Source organism: Curtobacterium sp. L3-7 (assembly GCF_048756585.1).
Lineage (GTDB): Bacteria > Actinomycetota > Actinomycetes > Actinomycetales > Microbacteriaceae > Curtobacterium.
Genome location: NZ_CP151474.1, coordinates 3,781,219 through 3,805,012, shown reverse-complemented (window position 1 = coordinate 3,805,012; position 23,794 = coordinate 3,781,219). Strand labels below are relative to the sequence as shown.

The following is a 23,794-nucleotide window of genomic DNA, read 5'->3' as shown; positions in this document are numbered from 1 at the left end:
GACGGCCGCGGCTCAGGAGCACTGTTCCAACGCGAACGACGCGTCCGCCTGCGACAGCCACGGTGACCCGGACGACGAGGCGAACGTCGACCCCCAGCGTTGGACGACCCGACATCCGAGTGCCGCGGTCGCCTGACGCACCGGGTCGGTGGACGCCGTCCCGTTCGCGACGACGAAGAGCCGCTCCTTCCCCGAGTGGATCATCGACTCGATCTGCGCCGTCGTGAACACCGGGACCCGGCCGGAGAACCCGCCGTCGGTCAGCACTTCGTCGCCGGTGTCCCCGATGACGTCGGCGGCGATCCGCCACGAGTCCGTCAGGAACAGCGGGGCACCGTCCTTCCCGCCACCGTGCCGTTCGGCGTCCGCGACGAGCGCGGCTTCCGAGGCGTCGAGACGGGTGTGGCCACCGATGACGTCGGGCGCCGAGATCCGGAAGGCCGTCGAGGTGTCGCCGGTCCTGTCGCGCGACGGTGACCTGCCGAACGCGAACGCACGGGTGGGGAGGTGCCCGGCACCCGCGAAGGCGCCGGTGGCGATCCCCACCGAGGCGTCGCCGCCGCTGCCGTCTCGTGCCGCGTCGAGCGCCTGCAGGGAGAAGCACGCGGGGCCGAGCACCACTGCAGCGACCAGCAGTCCTGCAGCCGTCCGGCGTCCTCGACCCGGATCGACCCGGAACGTCGATCGACGGCGCGCGAGCAGCGCGACCAGGGCCGCGACGGTCACACCGACCGCGATGGTCGAGAGCACCGCCGGTTCGGCGGAGGACCGTGCGAGCCAGATCCACCACCCGCCCTGCACGACGAGCAGTCCCGTCGGGACGAGTCGGAGCCGGCGGTCGGGAGCGTCGACCAGTGCGGCTGCGCCCCACCACCCGAGCGCGCCGAGGGCCGCGAGCTGGACGCCGATGCCGGCGACGTACGCGGTGTGCGGGAGCCGCAGGACGGACAGGACCGCGACCGCCGTCGCCAGCCAGACGACCAGGGTGAGGAAGACGGCGGAGGCGGGGCGAGCCTCCCGGCCGGACCGGCCCGGCCACCAACGGACCGCGCCGATCCCGATGCCGGTGAGCGCAGCGGGCCAGGTCCACCCGACCTGCGACGCGTAGCGCGGCGAGAAGAGCTGGAGGACGGAGTGGCCGCCGCGACCCGCTCCGCCGGCCGAGTGGAAGAGGTCGGCGACGTGTGTGCCGGCGTGTCCGACGGCTGCGCCGATCGCGCCGACCGCTCCCGGCCACAGGCCGGGCAGGAACCGGTCGACGCCGTTGTAGCCGAGGACCATCGCGAAGACGCTGTCGTCGGTGGACCCGTCGATGTAGGGGTGGTCGGACGAGGGGAGCAGGGAGACGACCACGGACCAGCCGAGGCTCGCCACCAGCGTCGCGCCGACGAGCGCCGCCGAGTGCGCGACGGCCCGACGCCACCGGCCCCCACCACCGCTGCTCGCTGCGACGACCGTTCCGACGACGAGCGCCGGCAGGATCAGCCAGGCCTGCAGCATCTTCGCCTGGAACCCGACCCCGACGAAGGCGCCGGCGACGAGCAGCGGCCACCACGCACCGGTGAGCGCGGCCCGCTGCCACCAGACGAGCGCGACGGCGAGGGCCATGGTGAGGAGCCCGTCCTCCATCGGGTGCCCGAACATCGACACGAAGATCGGCGTTCCGGCGGCGAGGGCCGCGGCGACGAGCCCGGCTCGGGCACCGAGCCACCGCAGCGCCACCACGGCGACCGCGACGGTCGTGACGGCACCCTCGATGACCTGCGGCAGCGCGAGCGAGGCGGTGGACATGCCGAACAGGTGGACGCTGATCGCCTGGGGTGCGGCGAAGCCGGCGAGCTTGTCGAGCGTCACGGTCGCGCCGGGATCGAACGACCCGGACAGGAACGCCGGCAGGGACTCGGACATCGAGCGGGCCGCCGCGGCGTAGAACTCGGAGTCGCCGCCACGGGCGAGGTTCCAACTGGTCAGCACCGCTCCGAGCAGCACGATCCCGGCGAGGGTGGCCTGCTGTCCGCGGGACTGGTGGAGCCAGCGAGCGGGGCGGCGCTCGACACGGTCGTTCGTGGTCATGTCGGGAATGTCCCGCTGCCGTCGATGAGGAAGCCGTGGAGCGCGGGGGCGCGGGCCTCCGGTTCGCTCAGGAGCGGGTCCAGGAACGTCGGCGCGACGTGTACGGCTGGTTGCGCTCCTGGTGTCGCCCGTTCGGCTGTGGGAGGCTCGGATCGACGAGTCGGGAGGGGACCGTGGTGGACGAGGCACTGGTGTACGACCTCTGCAGCCGAGCGAGGCTCCTGCAGGTCCGCTTCGGCGGGTCCGACGCGGGACTCCGCGGGCTGACGGACTTCATCGCTGCCGTCGGAGAGACCGGTGACCGGTACTCCCACGAGCAGCTGCTCCAGCTCGTGCAGGCAGCGCCACGACCCATCGGGTTCCGGTACGGCTTCCGTCGGCTGGAGCGCATCGCGACGATCAGGACCACGGCACCCGACGACCTCTCCGGTGAGGAACGCACCGAGTACGAGGCTGCGCAGGACGCCATGCGCCGGGCCGTCGGCCGCGACTCCGGCGAACCGACGACCGGGGTCGTCGGCGTCGTCCGGAACGTCGTCGAGCAGTTCGCTCTCCGCTGGTTCTGATTCCCGAGGTCAGAGCCAGGCCGCGACGCCCCCGTGTGACGAGCAGGTTCCTCGCCGGGACTGGCTGAAGCTGTACGTTCCGTCGCCGCATTTCGCGGTCGCGCCGCTCGGGGCGGTCGTCGACACCTCCGGTCGGCAGACCGTGTTGCCCGCGGTGTTGACGTACGTGCCGTTCGTGCAGGTCGGCGCCGCGGGTGGTGGCGGCGCGACGTAGGTCCCGACGGTCGTGACCTGCGTGACCGGCTGCGTCGTGGTGACGTCGCTCGCGAGCGTCCGCCCCGTCTCGACGCCGTCGGTGAAGGACACCGTCCACGTCTTGGTCTCGACGCCGTCCACGCCGGCTGTCGTGACCGACGACGTTCCGCTCGCAAGGGTCGCGCTCTCGACCGTGCTCGTCGTGAACGGGATCGGCAGTGTCTCGGTGACGGTCTTCGTGGTGAGTACCGGCGTTGGCGTGGGCGTCGGCGTCGGCGTCGCAGTCCGGTGCGGTGTCGCGGTCGTATGTGCCGCTGCGGGTGCTGATGCGAACGAGATCGGTCGGGTTTGCGTCGTCACCTCGGGGTGCGTTGCACCGTACGCCGACGTCGAGCCGATCAGGACTGCGAACGCGACCGCTGCACCGATCCCGGCGGCGGCGCGCTTCCGGGGGAGGCGGAGCCACGTCGTCCGGCGGAAGAGCGCGCCGTAGACCGCGGTGAGCAGGACCACGATCGACGCCATGAGCACCATCGTCCAGACGCCGCCGGAGGCGAGTCCGATGAGCGCCACGAGCGCGGTTCCGATGATGCCCACCCAGGTCGAAACGGGCAGGCGGTGGCCCTTGCGGGACTGTGGGCGCTCGGACTGGGGGCGGGGCATGCGACTCCTTGGAACTTGAGAACCGCACAAGTCTGGCGAAGCTCGCGCTCGAGGCACAGCCCCCACTTCGAGTGGAGCGGCTGTCAGAAGCGGGTCGAGCCGCGGAGCCGACGCGGACGCCCGTCCGGGTCGACCGCGAGCCGCGCCGCCGGCCGCGCCCACAGACGTTGCAGCGCCGACACCGGCTCGGGCTCGTGCCGACGGATCCGGCCAGGAGGTCGTTCGCCGGGACGGCCGTCCTCCTGCCAGTGGTCGAGCGCGCGGGCTCGGGCTCGCCACAGCGCCAGGAGTTCGGCACCGGAGCCGACGAGGCGCGGGTCGTCCGGTGTCGTCGCGAGGTGTTCGGCCCAGAGCTGCAGCCGGAGGTCCCGGGCGAGGGAGCCGTCGCCAGTCGAGGCGTCAACGACGGCACAGGTGAGTTCGCTGTCGGACGTCCACGACCGGCGGTTGAAGTTGTCCGAACCGATCGTGAACCACTGGTCGTCGACGACGCAGATCTTCGCGTGGATGTAGATCGGTCGGCCGTCCTCGTGCTCGAGGTCGAACACGCCGACCCGGTCCGGTGCGCTCCGGCGGAGGGAGCGCAACGCCTCGATCTGCCCGAGCCGGCTGGGCGGGCCACCGAGCGGGCCGTCGGAGTTCGGGTACCGCGGCACGAGGATGATCACCCGGAGGTCCCGGTTCCGCTCGAGGGCCTCGGCGATCCCCGACGCGACCTCGCGGGACCAGAGGTACTGGTCCTCGATGTACAGCAGGGACTCCGCCTTCGAGAACGCCTTCGCGTAGGCGCGGGCGATGCTGCGCTCACCCTCCGGCGCGAAGGGGAAGGGCGGGCGCTTCACCCCGTAGGTGCGCAGCAGCTGTACGGCGTGGTCACCGGCACGGGGTGGCGGGGGCGTGCGCTCGGGCAGCGGCTCCGGCCGACGGGGCATGTGCGTGAGGCGCTGCAGCAGCATCCGGTACGGCAGGCTGCGGTCGAGCGGGTGCGGGTCGTCCCACCGCTCCGCGAACACCGCGAGCACGTCGGCGACGACCGGCCCGCGGAGCTCCATCGAGGCGTCGTGCCACGCCGGGCGCTCGCCGTACCGGCCGTCGATCGACACGGGCTGCGGGTCGCCCTGGTGTGCGGCGTCGTCGCGGCGGCTGTGGCAGAGGTCGATCCCGCCGACGAACGCCACGTCCCGCGAGGGGTCGCCCCGGTGCTGGATCACGAAGAACTTCTGGTGGTGCGACCCGAAGACGCGGACACGCTGGTCGAGGAGGACCTCGCCGCCTGCGTCGTTGATCTTCCGGCCGAGCAGCTCGTTCGAGCGCGCGCTGATCGATGCCGAGACGCGTTCGCCGTGGGAGCGCCAGATCAGGCCGCGGACCTCGATGCCGTCCCGTGCGCGTTCGGCGAGCAGGTCGCCGATGGTCGGGCCGTCCGGCAGGAGCCGCTCGTCCGCGTCGCCGCGCCAGTCCGTGAACCACACCCGGTCTCCCGGTTGCAGCGCGCACAGCTCCGCGTGGATGCGCTCGAAGTACGGGGCGCCGTGGACGAGCGGTCGCACCGCGTTGCCCTCGGACCACGGTGCGGCGTCGTCCCCGCCGGCGTGCACGTCGGTGGCGAGGTTGCCGCGTTCGTCGCGAGCGAGGAACCAGTGACGTGGGTCGGTGGGCACACCCGAACACTACGGGCGGCGGCACGTCGTCGGTACATCGAGTGCGCAGACGTGGGGGAGTGCTCGCGTCGCACGTCCCCATTTCTGCGCACTCGATCTCCTCGCGCGGGGCCAGCCGAGGCCGGGGCCGGGGCCGGGGCCGGGGCCGCCCGCCGCCCGCGGGCCGCCGTCAGAGGTACTTGACCGCCGACAGGATGATGCCGGCGATGGCGACGACCCACACGTACGGCAGCACACGGAGCATCACTGCCTGCGGTGAGACGCCCGCGTACTGCGACGCCCACACCGTCTGGGTGCTCGTCGGGTCCGCGACACCGAACACCTGGTTGTACGAGGTCATCAGCCCGAGGACGGCCATCGGCGAGTAGAAGCCGATGGCGGTCATCGCGCCGGCGATCCCGGCACCGAGGCCGAAGATGTTGAGCGGGCCGCGGTACAGGCACAGCGGGACGAGCACCGAGAACACGATCACGTACAGCCAGATGTTCGTCGGCGCGACGGCCTCGACGATCGGACGCAGGGCGGCGACCGACCCCGGCAGGCCCACGGCGGCGAGGAGCATGCCGATCGCGATGAACAGCGTGATCGGCGGAGCGGCGACCTTGAACCCGTCGTAGAGCGACCGCAGCATCGTGGTGCCCCAGAGCGCCGGTCGGGTCGTCGTGACGACGGCGAACAGCACGCCCGCGAGGAGCGACGGGATGATCGGCACCTGCAGCACGAGCGCCAGGACGATCGGTACGAGCGGGGTCAGCAGCGCGAACCACGGCGCATCACCGAGTCGTCGACGCCGGCTCGTGACGACGCGGGTTCCGTCGGCCGGGGCCGCGAGGGACCAGGCGTGCACGGTGCCGCGTCGCCGGGTCTCGACGATGACGTAGGCGACGGCGGCTGCGGCGGCGAACGGGAACAGCAGGATCATGAACGAGCGCACCTGCGGGATGGGGAGGTGCAGCGCGGTCGAGAAGAACTGCCAGACCGGCAGCTCGAACGGCACCCCGGCACCGATGCCCATCAGGATGGTGCCGGCAGCGGTGACCTTCGGGACACCCACGGCGATCATGGCGGGGATGCCGATCACGCCGGCGAGCAGGGCAGCGGGAGCCGAGCCGGTCACCGCGCCGCACAGTGCCGAGATGACCAGCACACCGAGCGCGATCACGACGGGACGGTCACCGCCGAACTCGACGGTCTTGCGGACCAGGGTCGAGGCGATCGCGGTGTCCCGCATCAGCGAGCCGAGCCACGAGCCCAGCAGGATGGCCACCATCGTGGACGCGAGCGTGATCGCCCCGTTCTGGACCACGGTGGTCAGCACACTGTTCTCGGCGCCGACGAACGAGGCACCACCCGCGAGCGCGATCGCCACCGCGAGCAGCACGAGGGCGAACGCCGTGGGGAGTTTGCCGGTGAGGATCAGGGCGACCCCGATCGCCATGATGACGATGATTGCGATGCCCATTGGTCAGTTCTCCTTCGGGTTCGAAGCGGAGCGCGCATCGTTGCGCGTCCGGATCGCGGCCGTCGCCGCTCGGGTGAGGAGGAGCGGGGACCGGGTGAGTCCGAGGCTCCTGGCGGCGAACGCGTGTGCGGCCACCTCGTCGGTGCCGGCGATGTAGGCGAGCCGGTGGAAGCGTCCGAGGCGGAAGACCTGGTGGTCGAGCGCCGCACGGAGGCCACGGGAGCGGTCGGCCGTGACGAGGTGGTGCGCGCGCTCGTGCTCGACGGCCGCTGCACGCACCGAGCCGACCGGGAACAGGTGTCGCCACCCGAGCTCGTCGACGAGCCGCTCGCAGAACGCGATCGTGTCGGTGAACAGGTCGATCCGGTGGTGCCTGGAGTCGTACTGCGCGAGCAGCGCGGCGTCGAGCCCGCCGTCGTGCTCGACGATCGCCGGCGTCGAGCCGGCCGTCGAGCCGGCCGGCGGACCGGACGGTGTCGAACCAGCCGTCGAACCGGCCAGCTCCGCGCCGAACGCCGTCGCCCTGGCCGCGTGCCGCAGCAGTTCCTCGTCGCTGCGGAGCTCGTTCGTCGGCACGCCACGGAGCAGCTGCGCGCCGAGCTCGGCGTCGTCCAGGTCCTCGAGCGCGCGCATCGCCGCCGCCTCGGCCACGACGGTCACGACCGGACCTCGAGCACGGCCACGAGCGACTCCGCCCGGTCGTGCCCCTCGACCTCGGTGCGCGCGAGCGACACGAGCTGCGACTCGTCGAGCACCCCGGACAGGTCGGCGATCCGTGGCCCGACGAGCAGCTGGAGCGCCGGCGCACGGGATCCACCGTCACCGTAGGAGGTGTGCTCGGTGATGAGCCGGGGGATCGCCTCGGCACCGGCACCCGCCGTGGTCTGGTCCACCAGCGCGTCACCCGACGCGAAGCGGATGACGCCGTCGCGGTCGAGCACGCGCACCGGGTGCTTCGGCTTCCGGAGGAACCGGCGCTCCTCCGGCGACCCGAACACGACGTGGCTGTCGGTCGCCGCGAGGACGGTCAGCGCTCGTGCATCGACGCCCAGGCTCCCAGCGGCGACCGCGCGGAGGTCGTCCTCGGTGAGCCGTGCCGTGCGGTCCTGCGTGCGGAGCTCGGTGGCGCCCGTCGCGACGGCACGGACGGTGTTCGACTGCGGGTCGACCGTGACGTCGACGGAGACCTCGGCCGGGGCGGCTCCCTGCTTGATGACGGCCTGCTCGGCCTCGCGACGGACCGCGAGGATCTGCTCGTCGGTCGCACCGGGGATCACCCGCTCGACCTGCTCGCGGATGAGGGCGAGCGCGACGCCGATTGGGCTGATCACCTCGCTGTGGTCGGCGATCCGCCACGGCTTGCCCGCTCGTTCCCCGGTGTGCGGCGTGACCGAGGCAGCCCCACCGCCACCGCCGACGAGCTGCACCGTCTCCTCGGGGATCCGGTAGTCCTCGACCATGCGCTCGACGACGGCACGGACCGGTGCGACACCGGCATCGAGGACGGCACGTGCGGCACCGTCGACGTCGGTGCCGAGCGCGCTCGCGAGCGGTGCGAGGGCGGCGCGAGCGACCGCCTGGTCGGCGTGCGCGTAGTCGGTGTCCGGCACCAGACCGAGGGCGTTCGCGGCGCACGTCATCGTGATCGCGAAGCGGCCACCGGCCGCGTCGACCACGGCGTGGTCGGCCGGGTCGCCGTCGACCGGCGCGACCGTGGACAGCGTGGCGCCGTCGAGGTCGGCGAGCGTCGCGAAGCACGCGTAGGGGAGTCCCGCGATGTGCGCGCTGCGTGGGCCGACGTGCGTGACCTGCGCCGAGCCTCCTGTCCGGATCCGGACCATGGACCCGCCACCGACGCCGACGGTGCGGACGTCGAGCGCCGACAGGTAGGTGGAGCTGCCGCCGAACTCGGTGTACTGCACCGCGACCTTGCCGCGGCGGATGACCGAGATGTCGGTCGAGGTCCCGCCGGTCTCCAGGAAGACGCCGTCGGAGAGCTTCTCCTGCATGAGTGCCCCGGCGACGCCGGCGGCCGGGCCGGACAGCACCGTGAGCAGCGGCCGCCGCCGCATCTCGTCGAGCGACATCACGCCGCCGTCGCACCGCATCACCATCAGCGGGGCGGTGATCCCCGCCGCGTCGATGCTCGATTGCACCAGGTCGGCGGTCGCGAACATCCGCGGCAGGATGACCGCGTTGAGCACCGCCGTCCGCGTCCGCTTGCTCAGGCCGTAGAGCGAGCTGATGTCGTGCGTCGCGGTGACGAGGAAGCCGCGGGCGCGCGCTCGTGCGGTGATGTGTTCCTCGCCGATGGGGTCGTCGACGGAGAACGGCTCGGTGACGACGATCGAGCGGATCCCGGCCTGCTCGAAGCGGTCGAGGACACCGTCGACGTGCCGGTCGTCGTCGGCGCGCGGGACGTGCTCGTACGCGACGGGGAGCTTCTTGCCGTCCGCGATCTCGATCTTCGCGAGCCGTCGGAGCCGCTTCGCGAAGAAGCCGGCAGGACCGGTCCCGACGCCGATGAGGCCGACCGGGTCGACGTCGCCCTCGAGCAGGGCGTTCGTCGCCTGGGTGGTGCCGTGCGCCAGGAACACGACGTCCTCGGCGGAACGGCCGATCCGTTCGAGCAGCTGGTGGAGCGCCTCGACGATGCCGTGTGCGACGCCGTCGGGGTGGTCGTGGCTGGTCGGGACCTTGGCCTGCCCGATGAGCTGCAGGGTGGGGGCGTCGATGGCGACCGCGTCGGTGAACGTGCCACCGACGTCGATGCCGATGCGCAGTGCGTTGGGTTTCACGTCGTTGTGACCTTTCGGGTGAGGTGGAGCGTCAGTAGCCCTGGACCGCTGGCCAGCGCCGCTCGACGCCGTCGCGGTCGAGACCGGCGGCGAAGGCGGCGAAGCGGTCGTCGTCGGCCTGGACGGACTGGGGGGTGGAGCCGGTCGCGATGCAGTGGGCCGCGAGTGCGCCGGCGACCTCGCCGACGTTCCACTCGACGGGGTGCAGCCGGTAGCAGCCGTTGGTGATGTGGGTGGTGCCGATGTCCTTGCCGGCAGGCAGCAGGTTCGTCACACGCTGCGGGACGAGCGCGCCGAGCGGGATCTCGAACGGGACGCTCGCGATGTCGACGTAGTTGTCGCCACCGGTGGACGGGTGCAGGTCGAGCCGGTAGCTGCCGACGCCGACCGAGTCGCGGTAGCGCGTCCGGCCGGTCACGCCGACGACCTCGGCGGAGACGTCTTGCTCGACGATCGTGGTCACCGCACGGATCCGGCGGGACTCGCGGATGTAGGCGGCCTTGGCGAGACCGTCCTCGCTGCCGGTGACGTCGCCGCGCAGTCGGAGACCGGGGAAGCCTGCTCCGCCATCGGGCCGGGGTGCCTCGGTCTGCAACCAGTACAGGACCGAGAGCGAGAGCTGCCGTGCTTCGTACAGCGCCTGCCTGGTGGTCTCCGCGTCGGCTCCGGCGTCCCCGGAGGTCCCGATCACGGGCTTCAGCCAGTAGTCGTTGAGCGGCCAGTTGACGAGGCAGATGTCGGACTCGAACGCCCCGTCCGCGAACAGCTTCCGCGCGACGATCCGCCGGAAGCCCCACAGCTCCTTGTCGCCGGCGTCGGCACTCTGGTCGGCGCTGACGGCGAGGGGGTCGGTGTCGGGGTTCGGCTCGAAGGTGCGCGGGTGTGCCTCGAGCGTGCGCGGGTCCGGTGCGAGGAACCCGATGAGCGGCGCCGGCCAGAAGTCCGGCTGGTACGAGCGCCAGAAGTCGTACATCTCGGGGCGCTCGATGGTGTGGTCCTCGCCCTCGTGGTGCGACACGGCGAAGCAGAACGTGATGCCCTGCTGGTTCGCGGGGTCGGCGACCTCCGGTGCGTGCGGCTCGCCGTGCTCGTCGCGCGACTCGGCGCCGACGACGTGCTCGACGCCGGCGAGCGGCAGGACGTCGCCGGTCTCGGTCGCGTCGAGGACGAACGCGCCACGGAGCTCGGTCCGGCGGCCGTCGGTCCGTTCGACGGTGACGCTCGTGACCCGGGCCCCGTCGGTCGTCGCGGCGACGGGTCGGTGCTCGAGCAGGACCGTCAGGAGTCCGGCGGTGCGGTACGGCTGGAGCATCTCCTCGATCACCGCGAGTGCGACGCGCGGTTCGTGGCAGAGCTTGCTCACGCGGCCGGCACCGGGGTTCAGGTCGGTGAGCGCGGCTGCCTCGGCGCGGAGCGGGTACGCCCGGCGGTAGTGGTCGCGGATGCCGTCGCGCAGGGCGCGGTAGCTCCGGGTGACGCCGAACTGCTCGACCCACGGGTGCTCGTCCGGCGGCACGGCCTGGCTGGTCAGCTGTCCGCCGAGCCAGTCCGTCTCCTCGGTGAGGACGGCGCGTCGACCCGCCCGGCAGACGGCGAGTGCGGCAGCGACGCCGCCGAGGCCGCCGCCGATGACGACGACGTCGGTCGTGACGGCGTCCGTGGTGGCACCGACGGTCGGGGCCGGTGTTGGGGTGGTTCCGGGCATGGTGGAGCGACTCCTGACGGATCGGGGCGGTTCGGGGAGTGAGCGGGGTCGGACGGGATCGGGTGCGCGCGGGCGGCCGCGTCGGCGTGCGGTCGGGCGCGTTCGGCTCAGCGCGGCGGCGGGCCGAGTGTGGTGCCGGCGACGAGTGTGCAGGCGAGGAGCTCCTGCACCGGATCCGGGGCATCGCCGCGTTGGACGGCGGCGATGCGCTCGGTGAGCGCGGCGACGGCGCGGGCACCGAGTTCGGTCCGTGGCGCGCTGAGCCGCGTGACGTCCGTCCCGCGGTCGCGGTGACGGGTGTGCTCACCGAGCACGACGACCGACACCCTGGCAGGGACGTCGTCGGCGAGCAGTTCGAGCAGCTCCTCGCCGTCATCCGGGTCCTCGACGAGGACGACGGTCGGACGGGAGGCTCGGATCGCCTCCCACGCGTCGGCCACCGTCCGGTGATCGGTCACGGCGGTCTCCACAAGTGCGTCCGCCGTGTCGAGCCCGGCTCCGGAGAGGGCGTCGACGATGCCGGCACGCCGGTCGCGGGACGACTCGGCGCCGAGTGGCAGGCGCAGCAGGCCGAACCGGGCGTGCCCGAGGTCGAGCGCACGCCGGACGAGCGCCTGCGTCGCGGCCGCGTAGTCGACACCGATGTAGGGCACCCGGCCACCGGCGGCGTCGCGACGGCCGATGGCCACGAACGGGTAGTCCGTGTCCAGCAGCCGTTCGAGCTCGTCGGCGTCCATCTCGCGGCCGAGCAGGATGCAGCCGTCCGCGAGCCGCAGGCGGTTCGACTCGTGGAACAGCCGCCGCCTGCCGTTCACGACGGGGGTGCTCGTGAACACGAGCAGGTCGGCCCTGACGTGTTCGGCGGCGCTCTCGATGCCGGTGAGCAACGGCGTGTAGAAGTCCGACGAGCGGTTCGGGAACGCCGGCTCGTACGTGAAGACGCCGATGAGGTCGTTCGTCGCGCCGACGAGGCTCCGTGCGACCGGGTTCGCGACGTAGGTGGTCTCGCGGATGACGTCGAGCACGCGGTCCCGGGTCGCCGCCGGGATCCGACGGGTCTCGTCCGCCTTGCCGTTCAGCACGAGCGACACGGTGGACTGACTCACGCCGGCGATGTCGGCGATCATGCGCTGTGTGACGCGTGCGTGGGGTGCTGGCATGGGGTCTGCTCCGGGGCTGTCGACCTCGTCGATGAGGTAATACGGATGACCGTACGCGATATCACCCGTTCATACGTATGAGCAGCGAAATATCTTGAAAATGATCTCCCCGCCGGTTCAGGAGGTCCGGAACCGGGCCACGAACGACCTCCCCGCTGCGCCGCCGACCGGGATCGCGATCTGCAGCCGCGGGCTCGTCGAGACCACGCGGACCTCGGTGTCGCCCGGATCCGCCGGGTCGCGCTCGAGCACGGCGCTGTCGAGTGTGACGACGACCTCGCCGGTGACGCGCTGGGTCGGGTCACTGACGGCGACGGACAGCTGGTCGCCCTGTCGGCTGAGCACCACGGACGCCCGCTGGTCGACCTGGATGCCGGCGGCCTTCGGTGGCGTGGCGGCCTTCCAGAAGTTCGCCATCGTGACGTGGTCGGTGCTCGTGGCCGCGCCGGTCTTCCTGGTGACGGCCTGCACGTCGTCGGTGTTCGCGGCGATGGTCACGTCGGCCATCGTGGCTGCGGCCCCGGCGACCTGCGCCTGGGTCGCGCCGGGGAGCTGGATGTACGCGTACTGGGCGTCCGTCGGGTCGGTGCCGTGGTCGATCCAGAACCCGATGAACCGCCGCGAGTACGTCGTGCCGTCCTCGTACGTGCCACGGTCGTCCATGTCCGTCCACTTGCCGGTGCGGTCCTCACGCACGACCTGCACCGTGGTGCCGTCCTGCGGGAAGAGGTACCCGCAGGTGCTCGGGATGTACGCCCACTTCGGTGTGAACGCGGTCGGGGCGCTCCGGACGGTGTCGAAGGTCGCGCCGTCGATGATCGGCGCGGTGCGCCCGGACGGTCCGACGTTGCGCTGTTCGACGATCGTCTGGACGACGTTGCCGTCGCTGCTCGTGATCCCCGCGCCGAGGCAGACGACCGCGTCGCCGATGCAGAACCACGACTTCCGCGCACGGAGCGGCTGCGTCTTGAACGACAGGCCCATGCCGATCGCCGCGTCGCCGTCGAGCACCGCGCCGCCGGCCCAGGTGTTCGCGACGGTGGAGCGGACGCCGACGCCGACGGTCGGGGTCTTCTGGACGACCGTCGTCCCGGGGATGCGGGTCTTGTCCGCGGTGGGCCACCACTCGTTCGCCCAGTGCCCGAGCTGGTTCGGCAGGTACAGGTAGACCGCGCCCTCGCCCTGGTACCAGCCCATCCGGTTCTCGCCGTTCGCGCACTCGTACGGCTTGATCGCGGTGGTCTCCATCGCGAACCCCATCGCGAACCCCGGTCGGCGGTGCACCGCTCGTGCCATCGAGGTCGCGACGACGGTCCTGGTCGACTCGTCGCCGACCGGCACAGCCGTGTCGGCCATCAGCGCGCGCCCGAGGACCACCGACGTGAGCAGGACCTGCTGGATCGGTACGGGGTCGTACGTGAAGAACCCCGGCTGGCGTTCCCCCGGCGTGCTCCCGGCGAACGTGTACGAGTCGTAGGCCGTGAGCCACCCCTTGACCTGGGACCGGAGCTGCTGTGCTCCCGTCGTGGGGAACACGGCGGCGAGCTGGAGCAGGACGCCGAGAACGAGCCTGCCCTGCCGGCGGTCGGTCTCGTAGAACCGGGAGATCCCGCGACCGTGGTTCATGTCCATGAAGCCGCCGCCGTAGACCCACGGGGCGAAGTTGTCCTGCGTCCAGTCGAACACCTCGGCGACCTGTGCGGTCGAGAACGTCCACGGGGTGCCGAGCGACGCGACCATCATCGAACTGAGGACCTGCAGCAGGGACAGGCCGTACCCCGCGGTGTACGCGTACGTCACGTGCTGGACGAAGCCGCCGTCCGTGTACATCCCGTCGCCCGACGTCGCGTACGGGAAGATCGTCTCGAGGTCCTGTCGTGCACCGTCGATGACCGCCTGGTCGCCGCTGATCGCGCCGCGCAGCATCGTCACCGCGCAGGCCCAGTTGCGGTTCGCGCCGGTCGAGGTCGCGCCGCCGGTGACCTTCGGGTCGGGTTCGTAGTGCTCGATCGCGGCCATCGCCGTGCTGATCTGCGCGGCGGACAGGTCGTCGTACATGAGCACGACGAAGTCGTTCAGCGCCAGTGGGGTCCCGATCTGCCAGTCCCACCAGTTGTCGTAGTACGACGTCGCGTCGTACTTGTGTGCGAGGAACCAGTCGAGCGCCGAGACGAGGTCGGCGCGCAGGGCGGTGTTGCCGGAAAGGCTCGAGCCGGGGGAGCGCAGCGCCAGTGCCAGCTGCCGCAGTCGGTTGGCGGTGCTCGTCACGGTCGACGAGGTGGTGGGGCTCGCCAGATCGGCCCAGAGCGTCGTGCGGTTCGCCGAGGTGTCGAGCGGCGTCGCGCCGTGCCAGAACACGTTCGCTGCCGTGGCGGTGTCCTGCACGTAGGCGACGAGGACGGGGTCGGATGCGTCGTAGTCCGCGATCAGCGTGCCCAGCCACTGCGACCGGTACCGCGCGAAGTCCGTGGGAGCTGCGGCCGCTGCTCGCCAGGGGCCCACGACGGTGTCGGCGGTCGCGAGTGCGGCGACGGCAGAGGCACCGACGATCAGGGACCGGCGGGAGAGACCGAACGAGGTGGATCGTGCAGGCATTGCGTCCTCCGGGGATCGTTCCGTGGCGGGCGGCGTTGCCCGTCACGGACCCGATGATCGACGCCTCGATGTGCTCCGGTCAAGGTGCTCATACCTATTACTCCTGCTCATCAAGATGACCGCGTCGTCGGCGCGGCGATCAGTGCGTCCGGTGTCCTCGTGCCGCACGTCGCGGGAGCCCGGCGACGTACGCTCGGAGGATCGACCCCTCGTCCACGGGGGCCACGGCGGCCGTGCGGTACAGCAGGAGTGCGTCGACGAGCCCGACGAGATCGATGGCGCACCGCTCCGGTGCGACGACGTCGATCCGCTCCAGCAGGGTTCGCGCCGTGTCGATGAGCGCTGCCCGGACCGGGTCGGCCCCGGTGAGGGGTGCGCGGAGTTCCTCGTCGTCCCGGAGTTCGAGGAGCAACGCCAGCCGGACGGACTGTGCGACATGACGGGCAGTGAGGTGCTCGAGGAACCCCACCGCGATCGAGACCACCGCGTCCTCGTCGACCTGCTCGGGGATCTGCAGGGCGACGACGTCCTCGGCGAGTTGCGACGTGATCCGGGCGACCACGAGCGCGGTGAGTTCGCGTCGTGTCGACGCGTAGTAGGACGTCGATCCCGACGGCACGCCGGCTTCTGCGTCCACCGCCCGGTGGGTGAGTGCCCTGGTTCCCCCTCGTGCCGTCAGCCGCACCCCGGCGTCGGCGAGGTCCTCGCGTCGTCCCATCACTTCCCTCCCCGTCTCTACCATCGTAGTGTTCTCTACATGTGTAGAGAACGGACGGCGTCATGCGTGCGGTAGTGGTCGGAGGAGGCGTCTCCGGGAAGGCGATCGCTGATGCGGTGGCGGCCCGGGGGTGCACGGTGACGCAGCTGTCCCGGTCGACGGGGTTCGACGTCGTGCGCGACGACGTCGACGCTGCCCTGGGGGATGCGGAGGTGGTCGTCGAGGCCACCGGGCTGTTCACGACGAGCCGGAGGCGTGCGACGGACTTCTTCACCCGGTCGACGCGAGCCATCGGTGCCGCGACCGCCCGACGCGGCGCGCGGCACGTGCTGCTCTCGATCGTCAACTGCACGCGACCCGAGGTGCAGGGGTACGGGTACTTCGCGGGCAAGACGGCGCAGGAGCAGGCGGCAGCCGCGGTCAGCCCCCTGCTCACCGTGCTCCGGTCGACGCAGTGGTTCGAGTTCGCGCGGCAGAACACCGAGCGGATGCGGTTCGGGCCGTTCGTGCTCGTCCCGGGCATGACGATCGCTCCCGTCTCCCTCGACGCGGTCGCCGGGGTGATCGCGGACGTCGTGGTCGGCGCGCGGACGGCCCCGGTCGTGGAGGTCGCGGGTCCCGAGACCACGACGCTGTGGGAGATGACGCGAGCCATGCGCCTTCCCGGGCTCGTGCCGGTACCACTCCGGATCCCCGGACGGACCGGTCGGGCGTTCCGTGCGGGCGCCCTGGTGCCGGAGCGTCACATCGAGGTGGTCGGCCCCCGGTTCAGCGAGTGGCTCCCGTCCGCACGGTGACGTCCGTACCCGCGGCCGTCCGGAGCGTCCGCTCCGCGTCGTCGAGGTAGTCGGTCAGCAGCGCTGCCGCAGCCGAGGCGTCCCCGGCACGGAGCGCCGCGACGATCGCGGCGTTGCGTTCCACGAACCCGGCGTGGAACGACGCGGGGTCGTCGGTCGTCAGGAACGCGAGCCGCATCTCTGCGAGCAACGAGTCCATCAGCGCGTGGACCCGGGTGCTCGGCACGGCCCGGACGAGCGCCGAGTGGAACGCGATGTCCGCGGTGCCGACGGCGCGCCAGTCTCCGGTTGATGCTGCTGCGTGCGCGGCGTCGACGGCGTCAGCGGCCGATACCAGCGCGGGGGAGTCCGGCAGGATCGCGCGGACCGCCGCGTCCTCGAGCACCCGTCGGGCGGCGTAGAGGTCGGAGACGTCGTCCGCGGAGAGTCGGCGGACGAACACCCCGCGGTTGAACACGTGCTCCACGAGACGATCCCTCGCGAGGAGCCGGAACGCCTCGCGCAGGGTGTTCCGCGAGACCCCGAGCTGCTCGCTCAGCCGTTCCTCGGACAGCTGCGCGCCGGGGGAGAACTCCCCGGCGGCGATGGCGGAACGGAGCCGGCCGGCGACGGACTCGGCGCTGCCGACGGTTCGGGTCATGCCGACGATCCTGGCACGATCCCTCCACAGGTCAGGCGTGTGACCGTGGTGTTACAGATCTCGACAGGGTCTTGCGATTGTTGAACAATTCCGTCCAGACTGTCCCGCATGTTCGTCCTCATCGGCGTCGCCGTCGTCATCGTCGGGTTCGCGTTGCGTGTCAACGCGCTGCTCGTCGTGACCGTCGCGGGCATCGTCACCGCGGCCATCGGCGGGATCGGTCCCGTCGGCATCCTCGACGCGTTCGGCAACGGGTTCGCCTCCAGCCGGTCCGTCACCACCTTCGCGTTGGTCCTGCCGGTGATCGGCCTGATCGAGCGCTACGGCCTGCAGGACCAGGCCAAGCGCCTCATCGCGAAGCTCGACAAGCTCACGACCGGCCGGATCCTGGCGGGCTACCTGGCGGTCCGGCAGATCACCGCGGCCGTCGGCCTGACGAGCATCGGCGGTCCGGCACAGACCGTCCGTCCGCTCGTGCACCCGATGGCAGAAGGCGCGGCGACGAAGAAGTACGGCCGGATCGACGAGCGGATGCGCGAGAAGATCAAGGGCTACTCGGCGTCCTCGGACACCGTCGGGGTGTTCTTCGGCGAGGACGTCTTCGTCGCGGTCGGTTCCATCCTGCTCATCACGACCTTCGTCGACGCGACGTACGGGCTGTCGCTCGAGCCGATCGACCTGGCGCTGTGGGCGATCCCGACGGGCATCGCCGCGCTCCTGGTGCACGGCACACGGCTGCTGCTGTTCGACCGGAAGCTCGACCGGATGGCCGCGGACATGCGGAACTCGGACACCTCGGCGAGCATCGGAGCGACCGCGTGATCACCAGCGAATGGCTCTACTGGCTCATCGGGGCCTTCTTCATCGCCGTCGCGGTCCTGATCGTGACGGACACCACGCACGCCAAGCGTCTCGGCAACGCCGGCTTCTGGGGCGTCCTCGGCCTGTCGTTCTTCTACGGCACGTTCGTCACGGCGAAGACGGCGCCGGCGTGGGTGCTGGGGATCGCGGTCCTCGTGATGGTCGCGCTCGCCGGCCTCGGCTTCACCGGCACCACGGCGCGAGGCGGCCGGCCGAGCCGCACCCGGGTCGCGACCGTTCCCGGAGCGGGTGCGGGGGCGGAGACGGGACCCGCGGAACCCACCGGCGTGACCGTTCGCCCGAGCAGCGCGACGGGCGTGCTCGCCACCACCAGCTCGGCGGAACGCGCGACCCTCGCCGCGCGGTACGGCAACCGGCTCTTCGTGCCGGCGCTGGTCGTGCCGGTCGTGGCGGTGCTCGTCGCGACGCTCGGCCCCCTCGTGTCGATCGGGGGAAAGCCGCTCCTCGCCGAGGGCAGCGCGACCCTGACCGGACTCGGCATCGGGTCGGTGCTGGCGGTCGTCGTCGCGGTGTTCATCCTGCGACCGCCGAAGGTCGCGACGCCGTTGCGCGAGGGCGGCCGCCTGCTGCAGGCCATCGGCTGGGCAGCGCTCCTGCCGCAGATGCTCTCCACGCTCGGCATCGTCTTCACCCAGGCCGGGGTCGGCGACGCCGTCGGGACGATCATCAAGACGATCCTGCCCGGCGGCTCGCTGATCGCCGCGGTGGTGGTCTACTGCCTCGGCATGGCGCTGTTCACGATCATCATGGGCAACGCGTTCGCCGCGTTCCCGATCATGACCGCCGCCATCGGTTGGCCGGTGCTCGTGCAGGGCTTCGACGGCAACCCGGCCGCGATCTTCGCGATCGGCATGCTCGCCGGCTTCTGCGGCACCCTCGTCACCCCGATGGCCGCGAACTTCAACCTCGTCCCCGCTGCCCTGCTCGAGATGCGGGACAAGTACGGGCCGATCAAGGCACAGATCCCGACCGCCGCCATCCTGCTCATCGTCAACATGGGAGTCATGTACCTTGTCGCATTCTGATCTGGTCCGCGCCGCCTGGGCCGACCGCTTCGCGGCCGTCGCCGTGGAGAACACCACCCGTGAGTACCCCTACGCGGCGCACCACACGACGTCCGGTCCGGACGACCGGGCACTGCCCGTCGAGCTGCACCCCGCCTTCGCCACGTCGTACGACTGGCACTCGTCCGTGCACATGCACTGGCTCGCCGCGCGCCTGGTCGCGTTCGGCCTGCCGGCCGGACTGGAGGCACGGCTCACCTCCGTCCTGCAGGCCCACCTCGGCGCGGATCACCTCGCGACGGAAGCGGCGTACCTCCGCGGGACGCCACACTACGAGCGCCCGTACGGATGGGCCTGGCTGATGCGGCTCGCCGCAGAGATCGGCGCATCAGAGGTCCCAGCGATCCGGTCCCTCGCGCCCGGGTTCGTCCCGCTGGTCGACGTCGTCGAGGAGCTCGTCACGAACTGGGTCGACGGTGCTGCCCACCCGGTGCGCCACGGCGTGCACGCGAACTCCGCGTTCGGGCTGCTGCTCGTGCTGGAGGCGGCACGGTCCCTCGGGCGCGACGAACTCGCGGCGACGTGCGAGCGCGCTGCGCGGGAGTGGTTCGGCGACGACGCCGGGTGGCCGTTCGCCTGGGAGCGCAGCGGGCACGACTTCCTGTCCGCGGGAATGGCCGAGGCGGACCTCATGCGTGCGGTGCTGCCGGCGGCGGAGTTCGCGCCGTGGGCCCGTGCGTTCCTGTCCGAGGTGCAGCCGGGCGACGCGATCCTCACCCCGACGACCGTCCGCGACGAGAACGACCCGCAGCAGGTGCACCTGTTCGGGCTCGACCTGTCGCGTGCCGGATCGGCCCGTCGCATCGCAGACACGTTGGGTGACGGCGAGCCGCTCGCTGCGGTGCTCGACGACGCGGCGGATCGGCTCCTCGCGTCGGGGTTGGCCGCAAGCGTCGGCGAGGAGTACTACTCCACCCACTGGCTCGCGAGCTTCGCCTGGGACGCCATGGAAGCGCGGGAGCACGCGGCCCGCTGACGACCCGGGCGGCGTGCGTCCCGACGGGGTCACGACGACGCCGGAGGAACCGCACCCGCCATCTCGACCTTGCCGGCTGCGGTGTCCCACGTGAAGGTGGCGTCCGCGGTGCCCGACGGGTTCGCGTTCGCGTCCGTCTGCTTCGCATACCGGTAGGTGACCGCGATCGAGGTCTCGGACTTCCGGGTGACCGTCGGCTCGAACGGGTACTGCACCTTGGTGGCGGTGCCGAGGTACTTGCCGTCGTGGAACAGCAGGATGGCGTTCGGGGAGCTCGGCGTCCCGTCGGCCACCGAGACGACGGACCACGCGAGCGCGGCGCACGGGTCGTACCCGGAGGTGTCCGCGTGCGATGCGTCCCACGTCGCGTCCGGCAGGTTCGGGACCGGGCGGGGCAGGGTCGCGACCGCCTGCTGCACGGCCGTCGCAGCGGACTCTGTCCCGCACGACCCCTGTGCCGTTCCCGTTGCCGACGGCGACGGCGACGGGGACGTCGGGGGAGTCGCGTGCTGCGTGGCGGTCGTGGTCGTGGCGTCGGCGGTCGACGTGGCGGTCGGGGACGCTGTCGGGGTGCCGGTGCCCGAGCAGGCGGAGAGTGCCGCCAGGGTTGCGGTGGCGGCGAGGAGACTGAGACCGATCCGGATGGTGCGCATGTGTCCACGGTGCGCGTCCCGGCGGCCTCGCGTTCCTCCCTTCGTCGGAATCACCGCGGTTCGCGGTCAGCCCGATGGTGGAACCGGCTCGCCGGTGCTCGGATCCGTGAAGCCCGTCGCGAATGCGAACACCACCGCCTGCACGCGGGTCTTCGTGCCCGTCTTCGCGAAGACGCTCGAGATGTGGCTCTTCACGGTCGCGGTGCTGAGGAACATCTCGCTGGCGATCTCCCCGTTGCTCAGGCCGCGGGCGACGGCGCTGAGGACGTCACGTTCGCGGTCACTGAGCGACGCCAGAGCGGCTTGCTGGACCGCGTCGGCCCGCCGAGCCGGAGCGGGGGCGATCGACTGAGCGATCAGCGCACGCGTCATCGCCGGGTCGATGAGGGAGTCCCCGCGGGCGGCGGCGCGGACGGCGGCGCCGATGAGGTCCGGTCCGGAGTCCTTCAGCAGGAACCCGGACGCTCCGGCTGCGATGCCGTCGAACAGGTACTGGTCGTCGTCGAAGGTCGTGATGAGGACGACCGCGCAGGCCTGTGCGCCGAGGATCTGCCGTGTCGCACCGATGCCGTCGAGGCCGGGCATCCTGATGTCCATCACGATGACGTCCGGTTCGGTCGCGCGAGCCGTCCGCACCGCGCTCTCGCCGTCGTGCGCCTGGCCGACGACGTCGATGTCGTCCTCGGCGTCGAGCATCGTCGCGAGGCCTGCCCGTGCGATCGCCTGGTCGTCCACGACGAGTACCCGCAGCGTCATCTGGTCGTCTCCTTCTTCGAGGGGGTGAGCATGGGGATCGTGGCGGACACCGACCACCCGGAACCGTCCTCGGTCGGGCCGGCGACCAAGGTGCCGCCGAAGGTGCCGACGCGTTCCCGCATCGATGGGATCCCCGAGCCACCGCGGGGCACGGTCGGGAACCGCTCCTGCTTCGGACCCGGGTCGGTCACGTCGATGGTCCACGACCACTGCTGCTCCTGCACCGTGATGCAGATGGTCCGCGCGGACGAGTGCAGCATCACGTTGGTCAGACTCTCCTGGACGATGCCGAGGACGGCGGTGCGTTCGCGTTCGGGGACCTCTCCGCGGACGGTCACGGTGCTGTCCACGTCGTACCCGATGGCGCGGATGCGCTCGGCGAGGGCGAGGAGCTCGTCGGCGAGGCTGCCGAGGACCGGTGCCGTCTCCGGGGGCACCCGCAGGACCCGGACGACCGAGCGGATGCGGGCGAGGACGTCCTGACCCCCCTCGGCGACGACCCGCATGGCGTCGACGAGCTGCCCGGGGTCGCGGTCGGCGATCCGCAGGGAGGACTGGGCGTGGATGACGAGTGCCGCGACGTGGTGCGCCACCTCGTCGTGCACCTCCCGGGCGACGCGGGTGCGTTCGCGTTCGGCGGCGTGCGCGATCGTGGCGGCCTGCAGCCGAGTCAGCTCGCGGTTCTGCTCGGCGAGCTGCGCGGTGACCCGCCGCTGCCGTCGGAGCATCACGGCGACCAGCACCACGAGTGCGCAGCCGATCAGTTCGCCCAGCAGCACCGACCGGTCCGTCCCGGAGTCGATGAGGGCGGCTTCGGACCACGGACGGCGTTCTGCGACCAGCTGCACGACGTCCTTCCAGGGGACGATCGTCAGGACCGACAGCGTGCCGAACGTGGCAGCGGGCGCAAACACCGGGCCACCGTTCGAGATCATCAGGAACGTGACGAGCGCGAGCGGGACGAGCGCCTCCGGCGGGCGGACGTACAACCCGTACATCTCCTCGGGCAGCGGAGCGAGGCAGACGTACGCCGTGAACGCCGTGAGGTTCGTCAACGTCTCCAACGGCCACCGCACACAGGTCGCGGCGGCGACGGCGGCGGCGACCCCGAAGAACACGTACCCGGGGAGCCCCTGCGGGTACCAGGCCAGGTGCAGCGCCACGGCGAGTCCGACGAAGTACGCAGCGGCGCCCGCCGCGATGACGACCAACCGTCGCCGCGAGGGCCCTCGGAGCCAGGCCATCGGTTCGCGTCGCCGTTGCACGGGTCTCACGCTAGTGCCGGGTGCGAGCGTCCCCGCAGTCGGGAGCGCGCGTCGGCGAGGAGGTGGTGCAGCGCCTCGTCGGACGGGACGCCGGAGGGTGGCTCCGGGATCGGGGTCGGATCGAGGCACCGTTCGAGGAGGGACGCCACGACGGCCGCTCGTCGCGTGATGTCCGCCCCGTCCAGCATGCCGGGCAGGATCCGGATCTCGATGGTGTCACGGGGCGGGGTGTCGGTCAGGAGCGCGGTGAGGTTCACGTCGAGGTACTTCGTGAGGCCGAGCTCCCGGACCGCTTCCTGCAGACGCGGCCACTCCGCGCCGGACCGCGACTCGGTGTCGACCACCGTCGTGAGGGCTTCGGGGAGCGCGCCGGTCCGGACACAGTGCGGGTTCGTCCCGAGGACGGCGTGCAGCCCGCTGCGGTACGCGGTGAACAACCGGACGACGTTCGCGAACGCCGGGGAGTTCCGGAACGGACCGGCATCGAGGTGCAGGTGCACGGCTGCTTCGACCGGCACCCGGAAGCCGAGCGCCCGCGCCGGTCCGAGCAGCGCTTCGAGCGCCTCGGTGTGCCCGGAACGGATCGGCGGCGTCACGATCTCGCACGGTCGTTCGCGCCCCGGTGCGAGGGCGGCCGCCATGGCGATGCTCGCCCCGGTGTGGTCGCGGACCCGTCGAACGGCGCCGATCGTCTCGACCTCGACGCCGAACACGTTCGCGATGCCGTCCAACGCGTGCCGGAACGAGGTCTGCTCGCCGGTGGTGTCCCCGGCGAGCCGGAGGAGTCGGAGGTCGTCGGACAGGATCCGGAAGGCGTCGGGGTCCGGGTCCGGTCGGCAGAGCCGACACCCTCGGTGTTCGGGGCCCCCGCACCGCGCGGCGAGCTGGTCGCGTCGGATGTCCTCGACGATGGTGATGTCGTCGACCAGGGTGGCCAGCTCGTTGCCCGCGGCGTCGTCGATCCGGTACCCGGGGGTCAGGTGCCAGAACTGGCCCATTCCCGGCACGAGCGACGGCTCCGAGTCGACGTGGAGCACCCGGTGGACGCTGCCGCCGTGCTCGAGGGCGATCCGCTCGGCCAACGCGCGGCGACTGCTGCCGGCGGGGGCGAGCAGCTCGACCTCGAAACCGACCCGCGCGGTGAGGGGCTCCGTGGTCGGCACGA

General features: G+C 71.6%; 20 protein-coding genes. 5 read left to right on the top strand and 15 right to left on the bottom strand.

Annotated elements, in window-relative coordinates; all coding sequences use genetic code 11:
• Window positions 1–12: 12 nt before the first annotated feature.
• Window positions 13–2,073 (bottom strand): glycosyltransferase family 39 protein, encoded by a 2,061-nt coding sequence (locus tag AAEP80_RS18200; RefSeq protein WP_420365422.1) that lies wholly within the window; start codon window positions 2,071–2,073, stop codon window positions 13–15.
• A 176-nt stretch (window positions 2,074–2,249) separates the two neighbouring features.
• Between AAEP80_RS18200 and AAEP80_RS18195 the strand changes: the two genes are divergently transcribed.
• The gene (locus tag AAEP80_RS18195) at window positions 2,250–2,639 is read left to right on the top strand and encodes a hypothetical protein (protein ID WP_420365421.1); all 390 of its coding nucleotides are present in this window, start codon (window positions 2,250–2,252) and stop codon (window positions 2,637–2,639) included.
• Between the two features lie 9 nt (window positions 2,640–2,648).
• On the opposite strand, the gene AAEP80_RS18190 is transcribed toward AAEP80_RS18195, so the two are convergent.
• The 9 genes from AAEP80_RS18190 to AAEP80_RS18150 all read right to left on the bottom strand — a co-directional run bounded on the left by AAEP80_RS18190 (window position 2,649) and on the right by AAEP80_RS18150 (window position 15,596).
• Complete coding sequence (locus AAEP80_RS18190; RefSeq protein ID WP_420365420.1) at window positions 2,649–3,497, bottom strand: DUF3761 domain-containing protein; 849 nt, start codon at window positions 3,495–3,497, stop codon at window positions 2,649–2,651.
• A gap of 83 nt (window positions 3,498–3,580) precedes the next feature.
• Window positions 3,581–5,158 (bottom strand): phospholipase D family protein, encoded by a 1,578-nt coding sequence (locus tag AAEP80_RS18185; protein WP_420365419.1) that lies wholly within the window; start codon window positions 5,156–5,158, stop codon window positions 3,581–3,583.
• 169 nt (window positions 5,159–5,327) lie between these two features.
• Window positions 5,328–6,620, bottom strand: coding sequence for a hypothetical protein (locus AAEP80_RS18180; RefSeq protein ID WP_281265669.1), 1,293 nt, complete (start codon window positions 6,618–6,620; stop codon window positions 5,328–5,330).
• 3 nt (window positions 6,621–6,623) lie between these two features.
• Window positions 6,624–7,280, bottom strand: coding sequence for a hypothetical protein (locus AAEP80_RS18175; protein ID WP_420365418.1), 657 nt, complete (start codon window positions 7,278–7,280; stop codon window positions 6,624–6,626).
• Window positions 7,277–9,418 (bottom strand): hydantoinase/oxoprolinase family protein, encoded by a 2,142-nt coding sequence (locus AAEP80_RS18170; protein ID WP_420365417.1) that lies wholly within the window; start codon window positions 9,416–9,418, stop codon window positions 7,277–7,279. Before AAEP80_RS18170 ends, AAEP80_RS18175 begins: the two co-directional genes overlap by 4 nt.
• A gap of 31 nt (window positions 9,419–9,449) precedes the next feature.
• Entirely contained in the window at window positions 9,450–11,123 is a 1,674-nt protein-coding gene (locus AAEP80_RS18165) for an FAD-dependent oxidoreductase (protein WP_420365416.1), read from the bottom strand.
• Between the two features lie 107 nt (window positions 11,124–11,230).
• Window positions 11,231–12,283, bottom strand: coding sequence for a LacI family DNA-binding transcriptional regulator (locus AAEP80_RS18160; RefSeq protein ID WP_420365415.1), 1,053 nt, complete (start codon window positions 12,281–12,283; stop codon window positions 11,231–11,233).
• Window positions 12,284–12,400: 117 nt separating this feature from the next.
• Window positions 12,401–14,878 carry a polysaccharide lyase 8 family protein gene (locus AAEP80_RS18155; RefSeq protein ID WP_420365414.1) on the bottom strand — a complete coding sequence of 826 codons (2,478 nt, stop codon included), beginning with the start codon at window positions 14,876–14,878 and terminating at the stop codon, window positions 12,401–12,403.
• Between the two features lie 139 nt (window positions 14,879–15,017).
• Entirely contained in the window at window positions 15,018–15,596 is a 579-nt protein-coding gene (locus tag AAEP80_RS18150) for a TetR/AcrR family transcriptional regulator (protein ID WP_413601091.1), read from the bottom strand.
• A 137-nt stretch (window positions 15,597–15,733) separates the two neighbouring features.
• Between AAEP80_RS18150 and AAEP80_RS18145 the strand changes: the two genes are divergently transcribed.
• Entirely contained in the window at window positions 15,734–16,393 is a 660-nt protein-coding gene (locus AAEP80_RS18145) for an SDR family oxidoreductase (protein WP_420365413.1), read from the top strand.
• On the opposite strand, the gene AAEP80_RS18140 is transcribed toward AAEP80_RS18145, so the two are convergent.
• Window positions 16,365–17,033 (bottom strand): GntR family transcriptional regulator, encoded by a 669-nt coding sequence (locus AAEP80_RS18140; RefSeq protein WP_420365412.1) that lies wholly within the window; start codon window positions 17,031–17,033, stop codon window positions 16,365–16,367. The two genes, AAEP80_RS18145 and AAEP80_RS18140, sit on opposite strands and share 29 nt — an antisense overlap.
• A gap of 108 nt (window positions 17,034–17,141) precedes the next feature.
• Between AAEP80_RS18140 and AAEP80_RS18135 the strand changes: the two genes are divergently transcribed.
• Genes AAEP80_RS18135 through AAEP80_RS18125 form a run of 3 tightly spaced genes read left to right on the top strand, consistent with a single transcriptional unit; the run spans window position 17,142 to window position 19,955 of the window.
• Window positions 17,142–17,855, top strand: a complete 714-nt coding sequence (locus tag AAEP80_RS18135) for a DUF969 domain-containing protein (RefSeq protein ID WP_281265660.1) — start codon at window positions 17,142–17,144, stop codon at window positions 17,853–17,855.
• The gene (locus tag AAEP80_RS18130) at window positions 17,852–18,940 is read left to right on the top strand and encodes a DUF979 domain-containing protein (protein ID WP_420365411.1); all 1,089 of its coding nucleotides are present in this window, start codon (window positions 17,852–17,854) and stop codon (window positions 18,938–18,940) included. The genes AAEP80_RS18135 and AAEP80_RS18130 overlap by 4 nt, the downstream gene beginning before the upstream one ends.
• Window positions 18,927–19,955 (top strand): DUF2891 family protein, encoded by a 1,029-nt coding sequence (locus AAEP80_RS18125; RefSeq protein WP_420365410.1) that lies wholly within the window; start codon window positions 18,927–18,929, stop codon window positions 19,953–19,955. The genes AAEP80_RS18130 and AAEP80_RS18125 overlap by 14 nt, the downstream gene beginning before the upstream one ends.
• Before the next feature lie 29 nt (window positions 19,956–19,984).
• Here the strand turns inward: AAEP80_RS18125 and AAEP80_RS18120 are convergent, their stop codons facing one another.
• The 4 genes from AAEP80_RS18120 to AAEP80_RS18105 all read right to left on the bottom strand — a co-directional run bounded on the left by AAEP80_RS18120 (window position 19,985) and on the right by AAEP80_RS18105 (window position 23,792).
• Window positions 19,985–20,608: an LppP/LprE family lipoprotein gene (locus tag AAEP80_RS18120; RefSeq protein WP_420365409.1), complete on the bottom strand. Its 624-nt coding sequence runs from the start codon at window positions 20,606–20,608 to the stop codon at window positions 19,985–19,987.
• 66 nt (window positions 20,609–20,674) lie between these two features.
• The gene (locus AAEP80_RS18115) at window positions 20,675–21,364 is read right to left on the bottom strand and encodes a response regulator (RefSeq protein ID WP_420365408.1); all 690 of its coding nucleotides are present in this window, start codon (window positions 21,362–21,364) and stop codon (window positions 20,675–20,677) included.
• A complete protein-coding gene (locus AAEP80_RS18110) occupies window positions 21,361–22,629 on the bottom strand; it encodes a sensor histidine kinase (protein ID WP_420365407.1) in 1,269 nt (422 codons plus the stop codon). The genes AAEP80_RS18115 and AAEP80_RS18110 overlap by 4 nt, the downstream gene beginning before the upstream one ends.
• A 5-nt stretch (window positions 22,630–22,634) precedes the next feature.
• Window positions 22,635–23,792: an amidoligase family protein gene (locus tag AAEP80_RS18105; RefSeq protein WP_420365406.1), complete on the bottom strand. Its 1,158-nt coding sequence runs from the start codon at window positions 23,790–23,792 to the stop codon at window positions 22,635–22,637.
• Between the last annotated feature and the right edge of the window lie 2 nt (window positions 23,793–23,794).

Bases quoted from the DNA above. Each gene is read 5' to 3' on its own strand.
- AAEP80_RS18140 (WP_420365412.1), bottom strand. From the start codon at position 17,033: ATGACCCGAACCGTCGGCAGCGCCGAGTCCGTCGCCGGCCGGCTCCGT.
- AAEP80_RS18165 (WP_420365416.1), bottom strand. From the start codon at position 11,123: ATGCCCGGAACCACCCCAACACCGGCCCCGACCGTCGGTGCCACCACG.
- AAEP80_RS18190 (WP_420365420.1), bottom strand. From the start codon at position 3,497: ATGCCCCGCCCCCAGTCCGAGCGCCCACAGTCCCGCAAGGGCCACCGC.
- AAEP80_RS18115 (WP_420365408.1), bottom strand. From the start codon at position 21,364: ATGACGCTGCGGGTACTCGTCGTGGACGACCAGGCGATCGCACGGGCA.
- AAEP80_RS18120 (WP_420365409.1), bottom strand. From the start codon at position 20,608: ATGCGCACCATCCGGATCGGTCTCAGTCTCCTCGCCGCCACCGCAACC.
- AAEP80_RS18135 (WP_281265660.1), top strand. From the start codon at position 17,142: ATGTTCGTCCTCATCGGCGTCGCCGTCGTCATCGTCGGGTTCGCGTTG.
- AAEP80_RS18160 (WP_420365415.1), bottom strand. From the start codon at position 12,283: ATGCCAGCACCCCACGCACGCGTCACACAGCGCATGATCGCCGACATC.
- AAEP80_RS18155 (WP_420365414.1), bottom strand. From the start codon at position 14,878: ATGCCTGCACGATCCACCTCGTTCGGTCTCTCCCGCCGGTCCCTGATC.
- AAEP80_RS18150 (WP_413601091.1), bottom strand. From the start codon at position 15,596: ATGGGACGACGCGAGGACCTCGCCGACGCCGGGGTGCGGCTGACGGCA.
- AAEP80_RS18200 (WP_420365422.1), bottom strand. From the start codon at position 2,073: ATGACCACGAACGACCGTGTCGAGCGCCGCCCCGCTCGCTGGCTCCAC.
- AAEP80_RS18180 (WP_281265669.1), bottom strand. From the start codon at position 6,620: ATGGGCATCGCAATCATCGTCATCATGGCGATCGGGGTCGCCCTGATC.